Source organism: Aggregatimonas sangjinii, from assembly GCF_005943945.1.
In the GTDB taxonomy this organism is placed as follows: domain Bacteria; phylum Bacteroidota; class Bacteroidia; order Flavobacteriales; family Flavobacteriaceae; genus Pelagihabitans; species Pelagihabitans sangjinii.
In genome coordinates, this window is the sequence record NZ_CP040710.1 from 1,806,342 (window position 1) to 1,822,103 (window position 15,762).

17 protein-coding genes are annotated in these 15,762 nt (G+C 42.6%); 11 read left to right on the forward strand and 6 right to left on the reverse strand.

Translation table 11 applies throughout. The annotated features are described in order from the left end of the window. Positions 1–50 precede the first annotated feature (50 nt). From FGM00_RS07345 to FGM00_RS07365, 5 genes are all read left to right on the forward strand, one after another. Positions 51–2,003, forward strand: coding sequence for a hypothetical protein (locus FGM00_RS07345; RefSeq protein WP_138852272.1), 1,953 nt, complete (start codon positions 51–53; stop codon positions 2,001–2,003). Then, positions 2,000–2,830, forward strand: coding sequence for a DUF2490 domain-containing protein (locus FGM00_RS07350; RefSeq protein WP_138852273.1), 831 nt, complete (start codon positions 2,000–2,002; stop codon positions 2,828–2,830). The genes FGM00_RS07345 and FGM00_RS07350 overlap by 4 nt, the downstream gene beginning before the upstream one ends. A 34-nt stretch (positions 2,831–2,864) precedes the next feature. Continuing rightward, a complete protein-coding gene (locus FGM00_RS07355) occupies positions 2,865–3,713 on the forward strand; it encodes an MORN repeat-containing protein (RefSeq protein WP_138852274.1) in 849 nt (282 codons plus the stop codon). A 259-nt stretch (positions 3,714–3,972) separates the two neighbouring features. Beyond that, on the forward strand, positions 3,973–4,512 hold the full coding sequence (locus FGM00_RS07360) for a CIA30 family protein (RefSeq protein ID WP_317130267.1): 540 nt from the start codon (positions 3,973–3,975) through the stop codon (positions 4,510–4,512). 58 nt (positions 4,513–4,570) lie between these two features. Beyond that, the gene (locus FGM00_RS07365; RefSeq protein ID WP_138852275.1) at positions 4,571–4,951 is read left to right on the forward strand and encodes a DoxX family protein; all 381 of its coding nucleotides are present in this window, start codon (positions 4,571–4,573) and stop codon (positions 4,949–4,951) included. On the opposite strand, the gene FGM00_RS07370 is transcribed toward FGM00_RS07365, so the two are convergent. After that, the gene (locus tag FGM00_RS07370; RefSeq protein ID WP_138852276.1) at positions 4,946–5,293 is read right to left on the reverse strand and encodes a DoxX family protein; all 348 of its coding nucleotides are present in this window, start codon (positions 5,291–5,293) and stop codon (positions 4,946–4,948) included. The genes FGM00_RS07365 and FGM00_RS07370 overlap by 6 nt on opposite strands. A 209-nt stretch (positions 5,294–5,502) precedes the next feature. Here FGM00_RS07370 and FGM00_RS07375 point away from each other — a divergent pair, with 209 nt between their 5' ends. Together FGM00_RS07375 and FGM00_RS07380 are read left to right on the forward strand one after the other, a co-directional pair. Continuing rightward, positions 5,503–6,081, forward strand: coding sequence for a fasciclin domain-containing protein (locus FGM00_RS07375; RefSeq protein WP_138852277.1), 579 nt, complete (start codon positions 5,503–5,505; stop codon positions 6,079–6,081). 196 nt (positions 6,082–6,277) lie between these two features. Continuing rightward, positions 6,278–6,469, forward strand: coding sequence for a cold-shock protein (locus FGM00_RS07380; RefSeq protein WP_138852278.1), 192 nt, complete (start codon positions 6,278–6,280; stop codon positions 6,467–6,469). Positions 6,470–6,526: 57 nt separating this feature from the next. Here FGM00_RS07380 and FGM00_RS07385 read toward each other — a convergent pair whose 3' ends face one another. The 3 genes from FGM00_RS07385 to FGM00_RS07395 form a co-directional block, all read right to left on the reverse strand. Beyond that, the gene (locus tag FGM00_RS07385; RefSeq protein WP_138852279.1) at positions 6,527–7,138 is read right to left on the reverse strand and encodes a DEAD/DEAH box helicase; all 612 of its coding nucleotides are present in this window, start codon (positions 7,136–7,138) and stop codon (positions 6,527–6,529) included. 274 nt (positions 7,139–7,412) lie between these two features. Next, on the reverse strand, positions 7,413–8,273 hold the full coding sequence (locus FGM00_RS07390; protein WP_138852280.1) for a sigma-70 family RNA polymerase sigma factor: 861 nt from the start codon (positions 8,271–8,273) through the stop codon (positions 7,413–7,415). Positions 8,274–8,487: 214 nt separating this feature from the next. Then, positions 8,488–9,558: an endonuclease/exonuclease/phosphatase family protein gene (locus FGM00_RS07395; protein WP_138852281.1), complete on the reverse strand. Its 1,071-nt coding sequence runs from the start codon at positions 9,556–9,558 to the stop codon at positions 8,488–8,490. A 575-nt stretch (positions 9,559–10,133) separates the two neighbouring features. Between FGM00_RS07395 and FGM00_RS07400 the strand changes: the two genes are divergently transcribed. From FGM00_RS07400 to FGM00_RS07410, 3 genes are all read left to right on the forward strand, one after another. Then, entirely contained in the window at positions 10,134–11,168 is a 1,035-nt protein-coding gene (locus FGM00_RS07400; RefSeq protein ID WP_138852282.1) for a leishmanolysin-related zinc metalloendopeptidase, read from the forward strand. A gap of 318 nt (positions 11,169–11,486) precedes the next feature. Beyond that, positions 11,487–12,353, forward strand: a complete 867-nt coding sequence (locus FGM00_RS07405; protein WP_138852283.1) for a DUF4382 domain-containing protein — start codon at positions 11,487–11,489, stop codon at positions 12,351–12,353. Positions 12,354–12,450: 97 nt separating this feature from the next. Then, entirely contained in the window at positions 12,451–13,011 is a 561-nt protein-coding gene (locus tag FGM00_RS07410) for a FecR family protein (RefSeq protein ID WP_138852284.1), read from the forward strand. Positions 13,012–13,174: 163 nt separating this feature from the next. Here the strand turns inward: FGM00_RS07410 and FGM00_RS07415 are convergent, their stop codons facing one another. Together FGM00_RS07415 and FGM00_RS07420 are read right to left on the reverse strand one after the other, a co-directional pair. After that, on the reverse strand, positions 13,175–14,119 hold the full coding sequence (locus FGM00_RS07415; protein ID WP_138852285.1) for an alpha/beta fold hydrolase: 945 nt from the start codon (positions 14,117–14,119) through the stop codon (positions 13,175–13,177). Positions 14,120–14,334: 215 nt separating this feature from the next. After that, on the reverse strand, positions 14,335–14,778 hold the full coding sequence (locus tag FGM00_RS07420) for a hypothetical protein (protein ID WP_138854658.1): 444 nt from the start codon (positions 14,776–14,778) through the stop codon (positions 14,335–14,337). A gap of 192 nt (positions 14,779–14,970) precedes the next feature. On the opposite strand from FGM00_RS07420, the gene FGM00_RS07425 reads away from it, so the two are divergent. Further along, complete coding sequence (locus tag FGM00_RS07425) at positions 14,971–15,570, forward strand: DUF6642 family protein (RefSeq protein ID WP_138852286.1); 600 nt, start codon at positions 14,971–14,973, stop codon at positions 15,568–15,570. The last annotated feature ends 192 nt before the right edge of the window (positions 15,571–15,762 follow it).

Genomic DNA, 15,762 nt, shown 5'->3' on the forward strand with positions numbered 1-15,762 from the left:
TTTCTCACTTATTCTTCGCAAACCTTGCTAAAATTTACTTTTTTTGCGGGATGATTCGGTGGGCCAAAAAATACCTTATTCTTTGTTTGCCTGTGCTGCTCTTAACGCTGTCTGGCCATGGTCAGGAAAGGCAGCATTTTAATGGTTCGCTTCAAATCGGACCGTATTCGGGCAATGCGGATTTCGATTATCTCATTGTGGGCGGCGATACCATTTACGATGGGGATTTTCGTTATCAAAAGTCCAGCTTGGAAACGGTGCTCCAAAAACGCGATACCTCTTTCATCATCGCAGGCGATTTTGACAAAGGCGTTGCCACTGGTCCATGGCGCTTTCAATTCAATTCATTTCAATCCGACAGAAATTCGAAGTTGGTCGATTTTGAATACCGTGTGCTGGTCAGCGGTATTCAAGAGGAGGGAAGTGGTTCCCTTTCGGACGGTGCGCCCGATGGCGATTGGGTTTATGAGGTGAATAAGATAAAGGCTTCTGAAGTCGAAAGTGTATTGTTCAAAAGTGAGATGACTTTCGATGCTGGGGTGCCGCAGCAAAATTTTAAGATTGCAAGCGATAGCGTCGTCCTGGTCGGGCGTTTTCTACGAAACGGTCAGGCCCATGACGAATGGTCGTCCTTTGCGGTAAATTCGGTCTCCGAAACGGAAACCTGGTTTTTTAACGAGGGCCTTTTACAACGCATCGTTATCGTCTCCGATGGAGCATCAAATGAGATTCCGGTATTTGAAAACTCTCCGCAGCCCTTACAAACCATTATGCTTGATAAAAACTATATTAAGATAGTGGCTTCCGCAGTAAAGGCTAGTGGCAGTTCTCTTAATCCCAAGAAGGGAATTGCAGGTTTATTGACAAGAAACGAAAGCTACTACAACAAATTGGAGGATATTTTGTCTGAAATGGGCAGTTCAGGTTTCGGAATTCAGTACAGAGTGAAAGTACCTTACAAGCCCTTGGATTCTTTGGAATCTGCGCAACTCAGCACCGTTGTTAGCGATTTTGAGGCTGCCGATCTCATTGCAAATAATCTACTAAACAACAGCCATCTGAACATTGTGAAGCGTACCGACCCCGAAGTGCGTTACTTCTACAGCGTCGCATCGGCAATCAAAAAGGACTTCCTCGAACCATTAAGATCGCTAATTGCTGCTCAGAAAGATAGTATCGTGCCTTATTTGGGCCTTTCCGATGTGTTGGCGGAGATTTGGTCCAATGGAAAACCCGAAAAACGAATTGAGGTGAAGGGGGATAGCTTGCAGGCCGACAGGACCTTTGCGTTGGACAACACCGAAACTTTCGATTTTGAGGGCAACGACCTCGATTCGGTAGGGCAGCTAGCCGCTTATGCCAAAATGAGTATGGAGGCGATAGAAGCGTCCTTGTCCGATCAATTGACTTCCGAAGAGTCTATTCTGGCGTTGAACTCGCTCGAAGTAGATTTGATTGCCAAAAATGATTCCTTGGTGCGCCGTATCGATTCTTTACAGAAAACCCTTCCATCTTCCTATCACAAGGCCTTGGAGAACATAAAAGGTTTTGCCGATAGCGCTCTGAGCAGCTATGCCGGTATGGAAAATATGGACCAAAAGTTGGTATATGGTAATACTTTGGATGTCTGTATGACCTCATTGATGGCCTTGTCAAACACCTTAGGCGGTCTTCCTAGTGAAACAGAGGCGATCGATTCGCTTTACACCGATAACATTTGGAATCCGTTTATGGCGACCCTAATGGAGGAGACGGTTAAAAAGCGGATTATCAACGCACATACCAAAATTCTTATACCGTCTTTTTTAGAGCGCATTGCCACAGATCTATCTTGCGACAATGTTGAAAATATCTCGAACGGGATAGGCCGCGCAAACGAAATGGTAGTAGCACTTCGTGAACAGGATACGAAAAAACTTGAACGAAAACTCCGGAGAGCGAAAGAACCCTCGGAAATACTAAGACTAATCGAGGAATTTACATCCAAAGCAGCCGAGAAATGAGAAGAAGTACATCGGTCTATATCTCTTTAGTGTACCTTCTTTTGGGCATGTTCGGTACCGCTTGGTCTCAGGAAGAGGAAAGGGAAGTACTTCCTTTGGAATCGAATTATAAAGACCCGACCACCAAAGTCTGGTTCAATACCTATGGGAAAATACGTGTCGCCAAGCGCTTTTTTTGGGATGCGCAAACACATTTTCGATTTCAAGAAACCGAAGCAACACCATTTATCGGGCAAATCGCCCAAGTTTACAACAGGCACGCACTTGCCTATATTTACAACAAAAAAATAAATTTTAGTCTTGGTGGGGTAGTGCGAATCAATTTCAATACCGATGAAGCCTCCGAAGACCGAAATGTGGTTCCCGAATGGCGTATTTGGCACCAGTATCAGTTTGCCATGCCCTTATACAGTGCGATGCTTTACCATCGTATTCGTATTGAACATCGATGGACACAGGGATTCGCCGAGAATAGTGAATACATTTATAGAAACCGATGGCGGTATATGTTTCGGGCCAAAATTCCATTGAATGCACACAAATTAAAGCCAAAAGTCTTTTATCTTTCGCCAGAGGCGGAATTGATCATGCAAAGTGGAAAGGCAGTGGTCGCAAGTCCAATGGAAGATCTTCGACTCACAACTACTCTGGGCTATATCGCGACCCCAAGGTTGACTTTCGCGGCAGGCTTAATGTATTCTCAGGGTCAGGATTTAGCCAACGGTGGCAACTACAAACAAAGTTGGACAATGCGTTTTCATATGTATTATTCCCCTGATTTTAGAAAGGTACGAAACAAGTTGCCGGAAATACATCTCGACGATTAATATGCAAACGGCCTAATCTTGTAAAAGCAAAGCCATGAAAAAAAGAACTTTCATTCCTTACCTCCTTTTCGTGCTGGCCGCTGTTGCCGTTTTGGTATTGATGTTCAAAACTAGATCGCTACAGCAAAAAGTGGATAAAAATAGAGAAGTACAAGACTCATTGACGACGAAAATAACGGATTACGAGGCCGTTTTTCAGGTCGACTCTATGCTGATCGATGGCGATTACAATCAGGCTTTGCAATCGTATTCTGAAAATTTAGGTGCGATACAGGACGGCAAATCGATTCTTCCTTTGCGCATTGCCGTAGCCGAGAAAATGAAACAGTTAAATAGGGGAGCAAATTTCAATTCAAGCGGAGTTCCCGACGACCGAGATACCTTAGCAGTACCGAATACCGCTGGAAAACTGGGTGTACGTCAAGCTGATTCACTAAGTTTCGCATTAGAAAAGGCAAAAGTTGAATTAAACAATTTGCGAAGGCAATTACAACTGAAATCTTTTGGGGAATATCTTACTTTCAAGAGCAAGAAAGGAAATTTGTTGCACTACGTAGGGCAGGTAAAGAACGGTCAGGCCAATGGTACGGGTATCGCGATATTGGATACGGGAAGCCGATACGAGGGCGAATGGAAGAACAATCAACGCTCCGGAAGGGGTATTTTCTATTGGGCCGATGGGCAGCATTACGAGGGGAGCTATGCCAACGACATGAGAAATGGGCTGGGTACCTACTATTGGCCCAACAAGGAAAAATACGTAGGCCAATGGAAAAATGATAAGCGCGATGGCCAAGGCGCTTTCTATGGTGCCGATGGCAAAGTAGTGGCCAAGGGCATTTGGAAAGCCGATAAGCTGGAGAAAGACGATAAAGACGGTTAGAACGACAATCCCCTGACCCCGTTGCATACACCGTAGCATATCCTATTCTGCTTTCCTTTGAATACTGATCAGAGCCTATTCAAAATTCGTATTGATTATTCCCCCTGACCTCTACAAATTCGTACTCCTATATTTTTTTACCATCAGATTTGTTGAGCATATCGAACTTCAGGAATTCCATATAATCCAGCAATAAGTAATAAGGTTTCGTTAAAGCGCTTTATTTTTGTTTAATATTATTTAATTTTGATTAAACAATATGATGAAAGCAATTCTACTCATCCTAACGCTAAGTTTTATGTACCAAGAAACTTCCTTGATTATCTGTGATTTTAGTAATGACGAAGTCGTTAAAAATTGGTACGTGGTCGATGATGGGGTAATGGGTGGATTGTCCGAAGGGTCTTTCAATAGCACGTCAGCAGGAAACGCGCTATATTCCGGTACGGTGCGTACTGAAAATAATGGCGGATTTTCTTCGGTACGCTATGGTTTTAAGACGAAGGATGTTTCGAACTATAAAACCGTAAAACTTCGATTGAAAGGCGATGGAAAATCATATCAGTTTCGAGTAAAGGCAGATCGGGATACACGGTATTCCTACATCAATAGCTTTGAGACTTCTGGCGAGTGGGAGACGATTTCACTATCCCTGGCGTCCTTTTATCCGAGTTTCCGGGGAAATCGATTGAACAAACCTAATTTTGGTGGTGATACGATGGAAGAAATCGCGATACTGATCGGGAATAAAACAAAGGAGTCGTTTTCGCTTGAAATCGAAAAAGTCTATTTGGAATAGCAAAAGCGCTGAACGGAATTAATGATATCCATATTAAACCATTTAAAATAAGGAAGAAATGAATTACATTACTATCGCATTACAATGTATAGTTGCTATAAGCATACTCAATGTTTGGCTGGTTCAAAATAAAAAGGCCACACAATGGCGCGGAGGAAATGCCACGACGATTATCGAGGAATTCGAAGTGTACGGTCTTCCCGTATGGATGTGCTATGTTATAGGAACTTTAAAGGTTTTATTTGCCCTGGGGCTTATCGCAGCTATCTGGTACCCGGAACTCAAAGAGCCCTCGGCAATAGGACTTGCCGTTCTTTTGATGGGATCTATTGCTATGCACATCAAAATAAGCGACCCCATAAAAAAGTCTTTCCCGGCGTTCTTGTTTCTATGCATGTGCGTATATATCGCTTTTTCCGATAAGATCGTACTTTCATAAAGTGTCTACCAAGCCCACTCCTATAAAGGCATTTATTACCGCATAGATTAGCGAAGGCGCGGCTTGCAGGACTGTATCCCTTATCTTCAGGCGTACTACGAATCCGCAGGCCATCAACAAGCAAAGACCTACGGCGGCAGCGAACTGTAGATTGGGAGAGTAAAAATATCCAAAAATCAAGCCTAAGGCACCTGCCAATTGTAGTACCCCGACAATTCTTCTGAACGCTGCAAGTCCATACCTTTCAAACTCTTTCTTCATTTGTGGTGCTACAAAACAGCCAAGCCCGAAAAATAAAAAGGATATTGCAGAGAAAAATGTTAAGACTGAAAGTGTCGTCATTGGCTAAATATTACAAGGTCATTCTACATAAGTGTAGAGAAACGAGTTACTATGAATTCATACGGTATTCTCCACAACGCTTTTGAGCTGTCCAATGTAAACAACATTAGCTGCTTATATTTTATTTTTTTGTTTAATCTTATGTTAAATTAATTAAACAAAAATAATTTCACAGTATCTTCGAGACTTAATTAAAACAAATTACACCTATGAACACATTTAAAACACTTGGTATTTTCGCTTTTGCATTATTGGTCACGTCCTGTGGCGAAAAGAAAAAAGAAATGCCAGCCGAAGAGCCAGTTGAGGAAACGACTGAAATGGAAACTATGGAAGAGACCGGTCCGAATATCGTTGAAGTTGCTGCCGGCAATGATGCATTTTCGACCTTGGTTGCCGCGGTGAAAGCTGCAGAATTGGTAGAGACGCTAAGTGGCGACGGACCTTTCACGGTATTTGCACCGACAAACGATGCTTTTTCAAAATTACCCGAAGGCACGGTCGATAATCTTTTGTTGCCGGAAAGTAAAGATGCTTTGACCGGAATTCTTACTTACCACGTCGTTTCCGGAAAATATGAGGCCGCGGCCGTGATCGAAGCGATAAATGCAAATGATGGAAAATTTACGGTTCCTACCGTTCAAGGAGGAAGCATCGATTTGAGTCTAAAGGACGGCAATGTGATGTTGACCGATGCTAAAGGAGGCATGTCTACCGTTGTAATCGCCGATGTTGCGGCTTCCAATGGCGTAATTCACGCTTTGGATACCGTGGTGATGCCGGAGTAAAAACTACGCTATGAATTAGAGTTTAAAAAGCCACTGCCTTGTGCAATGGCTTTTTGCCGTATAGAGTGCTTTGAAAGCAGCTATTTTAGCAAACTTTCCGTTGAATTGAAAAGTTTATCGGTTAATTGGCTATTAATCAAATTAATGGCGTCACCTTTGCATTTCACAATAGTATATTAATTTAATTACATTAAAAATGAATAAAGGAACAGTAAAATTTTTCAACGACACAAAAGGTTTTGGTTTTATCACCGAAGAAGGAGTTGAAAAAGACCACTTTGTGCACATTTCCGGCTTGATAGATGAAATTCGTGAAGGCGATGAAGTTGAATTTGATCTTCAAGAAGGCAACAAAGGCTTAAATGCAGTAAACGTAAAAGTTATTTAATATACTTTTCAAGTTTAGCAAGAACCCATTCTCTAACCGGAGAATGGGTTTTTCGTTTTAGGTGCCGATTGTTTTGGCCCGTTCCATAAAGTACGACTCGAAGCGTTTTAATTTTGGATTTAGTTTTTCGGAGTACAATACATACTGGCATTTTGGAATACTCTGTGTAATGGATAGTATGGCGTTCCAGTCCGATTTTTGAAGCAGGAATTCCGCATCGTCTACACTGAACAATAACAATTGCGAGATACTTACCCCGTTCAATAAAAACAACTTGTTCATGTTCTTAGGGGTGGTGATCAAGATATCCACACCTTCGAAAATTTCCGATTTCTGGATATCGATATGCAAGGCTTCGTATCCGACATACACCCGTAACGAAGTGTGTTTGGCGAAGTTCAAGAATGCACGGTATAGCTCCAAGGCCTTTTCTTTATTTTCGACCAAAACGACCGCTCTCGGTGCATTCCCCACTGCCTCGCATTTTAACTTTTGTAGGGTCGTCAGGATTAATGTGGTTGTTTTCCCAGCGCTTACGGAGGCCGTACAAAACACATTGACACCACTTTTTATGACCGGAATGCTGCGTTCCTGAAAAGGGGTGGCGTTTGTTATTTCCAAACGTGCTAAGGCTTCAAGTATATCGGGTTGCAATTTTTTAAACGGCATGGAAATGGATGAATTGATTTTTTCAGAGTGTATGAAACCTTCACTACCGCAAATATACCACCCAAAACCGGATAAAGATTGTGATGCATGATGGACATACCATGGTCTATCGCGCCAGTTGAACAAATTGTGGATTTGCTGTGTAGATATAGCATATGACTATCGTTTGGCATTCGATAAGAGTTACGGTTTGGCAAGCTGAGCCTACCACCTAAAAAGCAAGAGCCGACTTTTTTCAAGTCGGCTCTGTTGCTGCGAATATTCTTGTTTGCGTCTATAAATAGGCTTTTAAAACCTGATTCTGCGATCTATTACGTAGGATGCGGATTGCTTTTTCCCTGATTTGTCGTACCCTTTCACGGGTAATGTCAAAAAGTTCACCGATTTCGCTTAGACTCTTTGGGTGTCTTTCACCGATACCGTAATACAGTTTGATGATTTCACCCTCCCGTTCGGGAAGCGACTTCAATGCCAATTCGATATCGGTAGTCAGGGAATCCTTCATCATTTTCTCATCCGGCCTGTTGGCATCTTTCGACTGTATGACATTATATAGGTTGGAGGATTCGCCTTCCGAAAAAGGGGCATCCATAGAGAGATGTTTTCCGGAATTTTTCATCGCCAATTTCACCTGTGCGGCACTCATATCGAGCTCCCTAGCAATTTCCACTGCACTTGGTGGGCGTTGGTAGGTTTGCTCCAATGAGGAATAGACTTTCTTGATTTTACTGATTTCACCGATTTTATTCAAGGGAAGACGTACCATTCGGGATTGTTCGGACATGGCCTGTAGTATGCTTTGACGAATCCACCATACGGCATAGGAAATAAACTTAAATCCCCGTGTCTCATCAAAGCGCTTGGCAGCTTTGACCAATCCGATATTGCCTTCGTTAATCAAATCGGAAAGGCGTATACCGCTTCCTTGGTACTGTTTTGCGGCGGAAACCACAAATCGCAAATTGGCATTTACTAATTTATTAAGGGCAACTTGATCTCCTTCACGTATTCTAACGGCCAGTTCTACTTCCTCCTCCGCGGTAATTAAATCTATCTTCGATATTTCTTGAAAGTACTTTTCTAATGATTTGGTGTCTCTGTTTGTGATTTGTTTCGTGATCTTTAATTGCCTCATATATATCTTTAGGTTTAAATTATGTTCTAATAACTTAAGAAAATTTAGCGAAAAACCTAATAAAAGGGGATTTTCTTTCCATTTTAGGCCGTTTTTGACTAAAAATGACGCAAAAAGGCGGATTTTTTACTCAAATTGTCTTCGCATGCACAAAATTGATTTTTATGTGGTTGAGGCCAATAATCAAAGCTAATGTTCTAGGGAAAACTGATTTCTAAAGCGCATCGGAATCGATCAAACAGCTCACAGGGTAGTGGTCCGAGGCTGTCGGGAACGCTTTATAAAAGGGAACGGGCTTCCCGCCATCTTCGCCCGGGAGGGATTTGCTGATCGTTCCTTCCGTAATCCAATCGGTATCCGTTCGGGAATAGAGGATATGGTCGATCCACACTTTACGGTATTTTCCAGTGAAAATGGGATCTCGAAAACTGGTAGTCGATAAGCTGCGGAAGTCCAATTCCTCCCGATTTTCAGCATCCAAGGCATCGAATACCGCATTGCCGAGACAGAGGTTCGGATGCCAGACGGAACCCATCAAGCTTTCAATACCGCTTGATTGTAGTCTCATTTCACTGGTATCGAAACCGGGCCCATCATTGATGTCGCCACAAACAATCAAAGGAATGTCTTTGGTGGCATTGTCCTGCAGGTATTTGTTTAAAAAATGCTGTCGCAATTGAAAGCATTGGGCAACGATTTTCTTCCGGTTGCCATCGGCTCTCGACCACCATTTCGACCATTCCAGCGCATTTCCAAAAATGCCCTTACTTTTTAAATGTAGGCCAAGAACCCGGAATTCCTTTCCGTTCTTTAGGTGAATCGTCGCATAAATGGGGGTTCGCTCGAATTTGTGCACTTCATCCAAGCCATCACTATCCGTATCCATTTGAAATTCGTTGGTCGCCAAGCGTAAAGATTCGGCCTCATCATTCGTTTTTACATCATACCACGTCAACGGCACGTCGGCAAAGTTAGCCCTATCGGTTCTTACCGCTATCCCCAAACTTTGGGCACCGGAGGGTTGCACAGCGCATTTCCAATCGCCGTTTACGTTAGGGTCGTCAAAGAAAAGCTGTAGTTCGCTCACCTGATTTGGCCCTTCCACGATCACCCAAATATCCGAATCGATATGGTTCAGGATTCCGCTTAAATCTTCGCGACGCGCTTTGATCAGGTGTTTGCTTCGGTATCCCTTGTCGTCATCCGCCCTGAATCGTGGCGGATCGCCCTCGAACAATTCGTTCATCCATTCCATATTCCATACCGAAAATTTGACCTTACCCATACCTGTATCCCTAAATTATTTTAAAAACCGACTTGCCCATGGTGTATCGATTGCCCCATCGCATATATCAATTACTTGCTTGCACCCGCGTGATGCAAATGGCTATCACCGAATGGTCGTTCTATAAACGCTATTTCTAAAAATAAGACTTTTATGGTCAATTACCCACGTCCTATGAATGCCAATATGGAGTACTGACTTGCGAACCTACTCCTTCGGACCATACAAGATGGACTTTTTAGGTCGACTCTGATGCGGATTTTGACCAAAACGATATCTGAACCACTTGTAATCCCAATTTCACATTAGGTTGGGTCAAGTAGGTCACCCAGACAAAATCAATAGCGTTGAGGGCGAAGTGTACCGTAATAAAATAGATATGCTCCAATACACTTGAAGAAGAGTATTTTGGTAAAGGAGCAAACTGATTAGAAACACTTGCATGCCGCTGGATATCATCCAGCAAATTGTTATAAAAATATTGTAATTGGCTACGAATAGTATTAAATTTAACAGCAGCTCCAAATAGGAGCTGTTTTTATGACTAATTTTTAACTAATAACATTTTATCTATTATGAAGTACACATTAAAAAGTTCCCTACGTTTAATTGGTTGCGGTCTGGTTTTCGGCAGTTTATCCCTAACATCCTGTTCTGAGGAAGCCTTACCAGAGGAAACACTTTCCGCACCCGATGCACAAGAATTAACTCTTGCATTAAAAGCACCCTCCGCCGATCCGATCATCATTAATGATTTGGGTACCGATGCCCTAAAAACGACCGAGGCACCCGGTATTGACCGTGGGCGATTCAATATTACCTTGAGTTACCTATTGCCCCCAACGCCGAGACAAGTCGAGGTTTTTGAAGCTGCGGCCGCGCGCTGGGAAAAAATCATTATCAAAGACGAGCCGTCGTTCACAGGTTCGATTCCTTCAGCTTTTGAAGGCTTTCCACCGTTGGTAGACGAGGGTGTTGTCGATGATATTATTATTGAGGTAGCCTTGGCACCAATTGACGGACCTGGTAATGTTCTTGGCCAGGCCGGACCACGTTTTGTACGTACCGATGACTTCTTGACACTGTCAGGAATTATGTTCTTTGACGTGGCCGACCTTGACTTTTTAGAGGAATTGGATTTGTTCGAGGAAGTAATCGTTCATGAAATGGGCCACGTTCTGGGTGTGGGTACCCTTTGGAATGTCGCGCCTTTCGGTTTTGACAGAACACTACGAGGAGGCTCCGATGAAGCGCCTTACTTCCTAGGTAAAAAAGCCAATGTTTTCTGGAACGCCGAGGGCGGCACTTTAGAATTGCCAATTGAAGGTGATTTTGGTCCTGGAACACGATTCGGACACTGGGATGAAGCAGCGTTGGACAATGAATTGATGACAGGTTTCCTGAATTTAGGCGATAACCCACTCAGTAGAATCACAGCAGGTTCGATGAAAGATTTGGGGTATGGTTCAGCCTCTGTTGGGGAGTCTTATGACCTGCCAAAAGGAACCGCTGGTGTAGCAGCCAAAGGGTCTACATCTGGTGAAGGACTTCATATCGCTGCAATGGAAGAACTATTGCAACCGGTTGGCTTTGTGAACATGAAGAAATAGAAAATAGAGAACCGATTACTTTTCATGCGGTACGCATTGAAAAGTCTGAAGAAAAAAGCTTGTAACGACTAAACGGTTGTTTTACAAGCTTTTTTTTGCCAAGGTATTTCCGAAATCACCAAATAGCTATTGTAATTGCTGATCCATCTACCGGTAGGCCACTGTACGAAATGAGAATATATTGCCAAATCATATCGATTTTGGGTAGTTCATCGAATATGCGGTATAAAAGGTAGGGTAGGGGCGTTCTCCTTTGTTTAAGGGTGCTGAGACCTCTTATTTTGAGGCTCGTCCAAATACATCTTAAATATTTAACCTATGAAATCCAATTTTATTTCCATTGCAATTATTGTTTTCGGTTTCCTGTTCATCAGTTGCTCAAACAGCGAGAATCCCAATGATTATGGCCGATTAAAGGTACAGCTAACCGACGCACCGTTTCCACATGACTTGGTTGCAGAGGCCAATGTGACTATTTTCAAAGTCGATGCCCGTTACAAAGGTGATGTTGCGCTTGATATGCAAGCTATGGACAGTACCGATGTGCTCATTGAAACCGATCAGGGAAATCCTTTCGTAGTGCTCATGGAAAATGAAGTGCAGGTTAACCTTTTGGAGTTGACCAATGGCATTACCACCACCTTGGTAGATACCGATGTACCCGTCGGGTCGTATGATCTGATCAGGGTCTATGTAAAGGGAATCAACGTCGTTCTGACCGATGGAACCGTTTTTAATTTGGATGTCCCCAGTGGTGCACAATCGGGCATCAAGGTTTTTATCAAACCTGGATTGATAGTGAATGGCGGGCTCTCTTCCGACCTGCTGCTTGATTTTGATGTGAGCAAATCGTTCGTTCAAAAATCAGGTGGTTTCAACTTTAAACCCGTAATCAAAGCAAGCAACTTATCCACGGCAGGAACCTTAATGGGTACCGTTACGGCGATGGAACAAGATGCCCTTGAGGGTATTGAAGGTGCTCAGGTAGCGGTCTTCATTGCCGACACCTTAAATACGACCACTTTTTCCGATATTGACGGAGGTTACATGCTCATGGGCTTGGAAGCCGGTTCCTACCGTGTAGAAGTAGAAAAAGATGGCTATAGCATGCAAACGGTGGATGATATTCAAATCAATGCCGCGAATAAAACGACCCAAGATTTTGAATTGGTCTTAGAAGAATAGTAGCACAAACAAAAAAGGATAAAAGCGGGATAATTATCCCGCTTTTTTTGTGTTTAAATAGGAAGCACCTCATACTTAGTTCGCCAATTTCAATCCTATGAACAAAAATATTGTCATTTTATGCCTCATACTCTGTACAGCTTGTAGCAAAACCATGGAAATCAATACCAACGCAAATTTTGAAGCGGTTGTACTTCCAGATGGTTCACAAGTATACCTGAACCACGACAGCACGATTTCCTATGAAGAGCATTTCGATCCGAGAACGGTATCCCTCAGTGGGGAAGCATTCTTCATTGTGGTTTCCGATACATCCGATTTTACGGTGACCACAAAACATGGTACCGTGAAGGTTTTAGGCACGGAATTCAATGTGAAAACCACCTCAAAGCAGCTGGCCGTTGATGTCAAACAAGGACTGGTCGCCTTGAAAACCGAGTACGAGACGAGTAAGGTGAAGAAGGGTATCAAAGCCATCTATAAAGATGGGGAACAAGCTGTTCAACACATCAAATCGAACCGGGAATACCGAAAATGGATACGCTCCTTAAAAAAAGAATTTAGAACATTAGGCAATGAGGTGAAACCGATTCTCAATGAAATAGGCAGTGAACTTGAAAAAGCCGGGGAAAAAATCGGTAATGAATTTAAAAATTAGGCTTCATCAAGGGTTTATCGGGATGTAGGCCAGAGCGCTAGAAAATATGTGCTAACCGTTTCGGATGCCATTCTGAAGAGTATCTGAAATCGGATAGTGCTGGCCGCCCGGCAAAAGGTCTCTTAAGTGTGTTTTCAAGGAATGATCTAGGGTTACGGTCGTTTTACTGGCTTGCTAAAAAAGATAGCATCTTTTCGTTTACCGTTTCCGCTTGATCAATCGATAAAAAATGTCCTGAATTTCGGATTACTTCTCCCGTCCCGTTCGGAAGCGTGTTCGCAATTTCGATGGTTTTATCCGCATTGATCATATCGTCATCGCCGATTAATACCAACACGGGCATTTGTAAAGACCTTAATTCGTCGTTGGAAAAAGGTTTCATGCTTGCCATAAATCTGTTTTTCATGTTTTGCGACAAACCAATCCGATATTGTTCAAGATATATATCGCTAATGTGTGACGGTCTGCTAGACAGTGTCTCTAAACTTTTAGCTATCTGTTTTTCCTCGGAATACAGCAGGGCGACCACATTTTTAAATACATCCGTGCTGGGCCGAATCCACGTAAAGGTTTGAGCAGGACTCAAGAGGATCAAGCTTTTTATTTTTGCGCTATGGTCTAACGCGAGGCTTACGGCCATCCAACCCCCTTTTGAAGCACCGATAATATGAAACGCTTCCAGGTCCAAAACGAATAGCACCTCTTGGTACCAATCGATAACCTCGTCCATACCTTCGATTTCGTTGTACATATGTGATTTGCCGGGTTCCAGAATAAGGTCGATTGCAAATACGCGATGGTTTTTACTCAGTGCCTCGATATTCGGATACCACATGGTAGCGCTGGCATTCATTCCATGGAGTAATACGATAGGTTCCGTATTTTCAGGACCGCTTACGATTACATGAGCGATTCCGTTGGTGGTGGGAATATATAATTCTTCATAGGAGACGTCCCATAATTTCAAGGTCTCGTCATACGCATCAAAATAGGCCTTATCCGAACCGGAGGCCTCGGTGATGTAATCCGGTACTTTATGGTATTCGTCGTATTTGTTCGTGCAACCAATAAATATAATACTTAACGCCAGCAGTAAAAAAATCCTCATACACTAAATTTTGTTGTACAAAAACATGCCATTGTATGATGTCTCTGTGTTTTACCAAAGGTTTATGGAAGCTCTACATGGGTTCACCTTGTTGAATATTTTATTCGGTAAAGAAATGTTTACTATAACGCAAGCGTCGTTTCGCGGGCATTTATAGAGTACATATAAAATAGCTCCCAGATTTGGATAATGGTAACTACTCGACAAATTTACAACTAGTCGCCTTCGCTCAAAGAAAAACTACCATCGCCATCAAAAGAAACAACGCTTATGGTAACGGACCAAAGGCCGGAGGTTCCCGCATCGGTTACTCCTGAAAAAGAATCGGGTTCGACCGCTCCGCTCAATGTTCTGTTTAAAACGATATTTCCGTCGGCATCCAATACGGTCATTTCAAAAGTACCTTCCGCAGCGGCTGTAATATCGGCATTGTAGTCTGCAGTAGTGAAATTGTTCAACCAGAAAAATGTTCTTGTCGCACTCTCACCGGTACCCCTAAAATCACCATCGATATCTCCATTGAAATCATCCCCATTGTCAAAAACGACCCCATTTACTTGAATTTGGGCCATGGTAGTATCATCATTGTCGCTACATCCGAAAAAGCCAAGTGTAACGGCAGCGGTAAAAATTGTAAAAAATAATTTTGCAGGTTTCATATCTTGATAGGATTTGGTTTTTAAACTTAGGATATCTACTAAAAACGTTGGATACCCTGCTTTATTACTTTCGTCAGGATACCTGTCTATTGTAGGCAAGTATATGGACTTGTATTTTATCGAAAAACGTTCCAAATAATAAAAGCGTTGCATTAATTTTGTGCCTTAAACGCTTTACCTAAACGCTACGATTTGTTAGAAAAAAGACCGCAGTTGCCCCAAGAACAAGCAACAGCTACAACGCACTTTATTTACTGCTTGGAAGCGGTTGACGATATCGAAACGGACGTAGTTACCGAAGCGGAAAAAAGCCTTGAGCATTTGGCCATGCAGTATGGTATAGCCAGTATTTATAACACCTGCGACACCATTGAAGGCTTGGAAGAGAGTTTGAATACCTTGGTCTTGGATGATCATTATTTTAAGGATTACGAAATCATCTACTTGATCATGACAGGGGAAGCCAACAGTATTTGTCTCAACGATTATTACTACAGTCTACAGGAAATCGCGGAAATTTTTGAGGGAAGGCTAAAGGGGAAGATTTTACATTTTTCGAATGCCAAAGTGTTGGATCTGGACGAAGAGGAAGCGCAATATTTTTTGGATATCACCGGTGCCAAAGGGGTTTCCGGGTATGGTCATCCTTTTGATGGGATAACGAGCTCCCATCTCGATAAAGCCTTCTTCAACCTATTCAAAGAGGACGATGATATGCTGGCCGTGGTAGAAGAATTGCATCAGCGGCATTACAATGTCTGTAAATTATTGGATTTTAGATTGTACTATTAAGCCAATATCCCCATGTGCAGGTATTCCATACACAACACATTTTTTCCTTTAAAATGCTTCCTGGGCCCACCAAGACCCATCTAGTAAAGGTTCATATACGGACGATATTATACTATTGCCTTTAGAAATCCTTCGATAGCAGGCAGCTTTTGCCTTTTGGATTTACTTGATTATGTTGTGAACTCAGTTAGT

What these genes read in the sequence shown, in the direction of transcription:
- FGM00_RS07370 (WP_138852276.1), bottom strand. Translation starts at nt 5,293, where the DNA reads ATGACGACACTTTCAGTCTTAACATTTTTCTCTGCAATATCCTTTTTA.
- FGM00_RS07420 (WP_138854658.1), bottom strand. Translation starts at nt 14,778, where the DNA reads ATGAAACCTGCAAAATTATTTTTTACAATTTTTACCGCTGCCGTTACA.
- FGM00_RS07350 (WP_138852273.1), top strand. Translation starts at nt 2,000, where the DNA reads ATGAGAAGAAGTACATCGGTCTATATCTCTTTAGTGTACCTTCTTTTG.
- FGM00_RS07395 (WP_138852281.1), bottom strand. Translation starts at nt 9,558, where the DNA reads ATGGGTAAGGTCAAATTTTCGGTATGGAATATGGAATGGATGAACGAA.
- FGM00_RS07375 (WP_138852277.1), top strand. Translation starts at nt 5,503, where the DNA reads ATGAACACATTTAAAACACTTGGTATTTTCGCTTTTGCATTATTGGTC.
- FGM00_RS07385 (WP_138852279.1), bottom strand. Translation starts at nt 7,138, where the DNA reads ATGCCGTTTAAAAAATTGCAACCCGATATACTTGAAGCCTTAGCACGT.
- FGM00_RS07380 (WP_138852278.1), top strand. Translation starts at nt 6,278, where the DNA reads ATGAATAAAGGAACAGTAAAATTTTTCAACGACACAAAAGGTTTTGGT.
- FGM00_RS07410 (WP_138852284.1), top strand. Translation starts at nt 12,451, where the DNA reads ATGAACAAAAATATTGTCATTTTATGCCTCATACTCTGTACAGCTTGT.
- FGM00_RS07355 (WP_138852274.1), top strand. Translation starts at nt 2,865, where the DNA reads ATGAAAAAAAGAACTTTCATTCCTTACCTCCTTTTCGTGCTGGCCGCT.
- FGM00_RS07365 (WP_138852275.1), top strand. Translation starts at nt 4,571, where the DNA reads ATGAATTACATTACTATCGCATTACAATGTATAGTTGCTATAAGCATA.
- FGM00_RS07390 (WP_138852280.1), bottom strand. Translation starts at nt 8,273, where the DNA reads ATGAGGCAATTAAAGATCACGAAACAAATCACAAACAGAGACACCAAA.
- FGM00_RS07405 (WP_138852283.1), top strand. Translation starts at nt 11,487, where the DNA reads ATGAAATCCAATTTTATTTCCATTGCAATTATTGTTTTCGGTTTCCTG.
- FGM00_RS07415 (WP_138852285.1), bottom strand. Translation starts at nt 14,119, where the DNA reads ATGAGGATTTTTTTACTGCTGGCGTTAAGTATTATATTTATTGGTTGC.
- FGM00_RS07400 (WP_138852282.1), top strand. Translation starts at nt 10,134, where the DNA reads ATGAAGTACACATTAAAAAGTTCCCTACGTTTAATTGGTTGCGGTCTG.
- FGM00_RS07345 (WP_138852272.1), top strand. Translation starts at nt 51, where the DNA reads ATGATTCGGTGGGCCAAAAAATACCTTATTCTTTGTTTGCCTGTGCTG.
- FGM00_RS07360 (WP_317130267.1), top strand. Translation starts at nt 3,973, where the DNA reads ATGATGAAAGCAATTCTACTCATCCTAACGCTAAGTTTTATGTACCAA.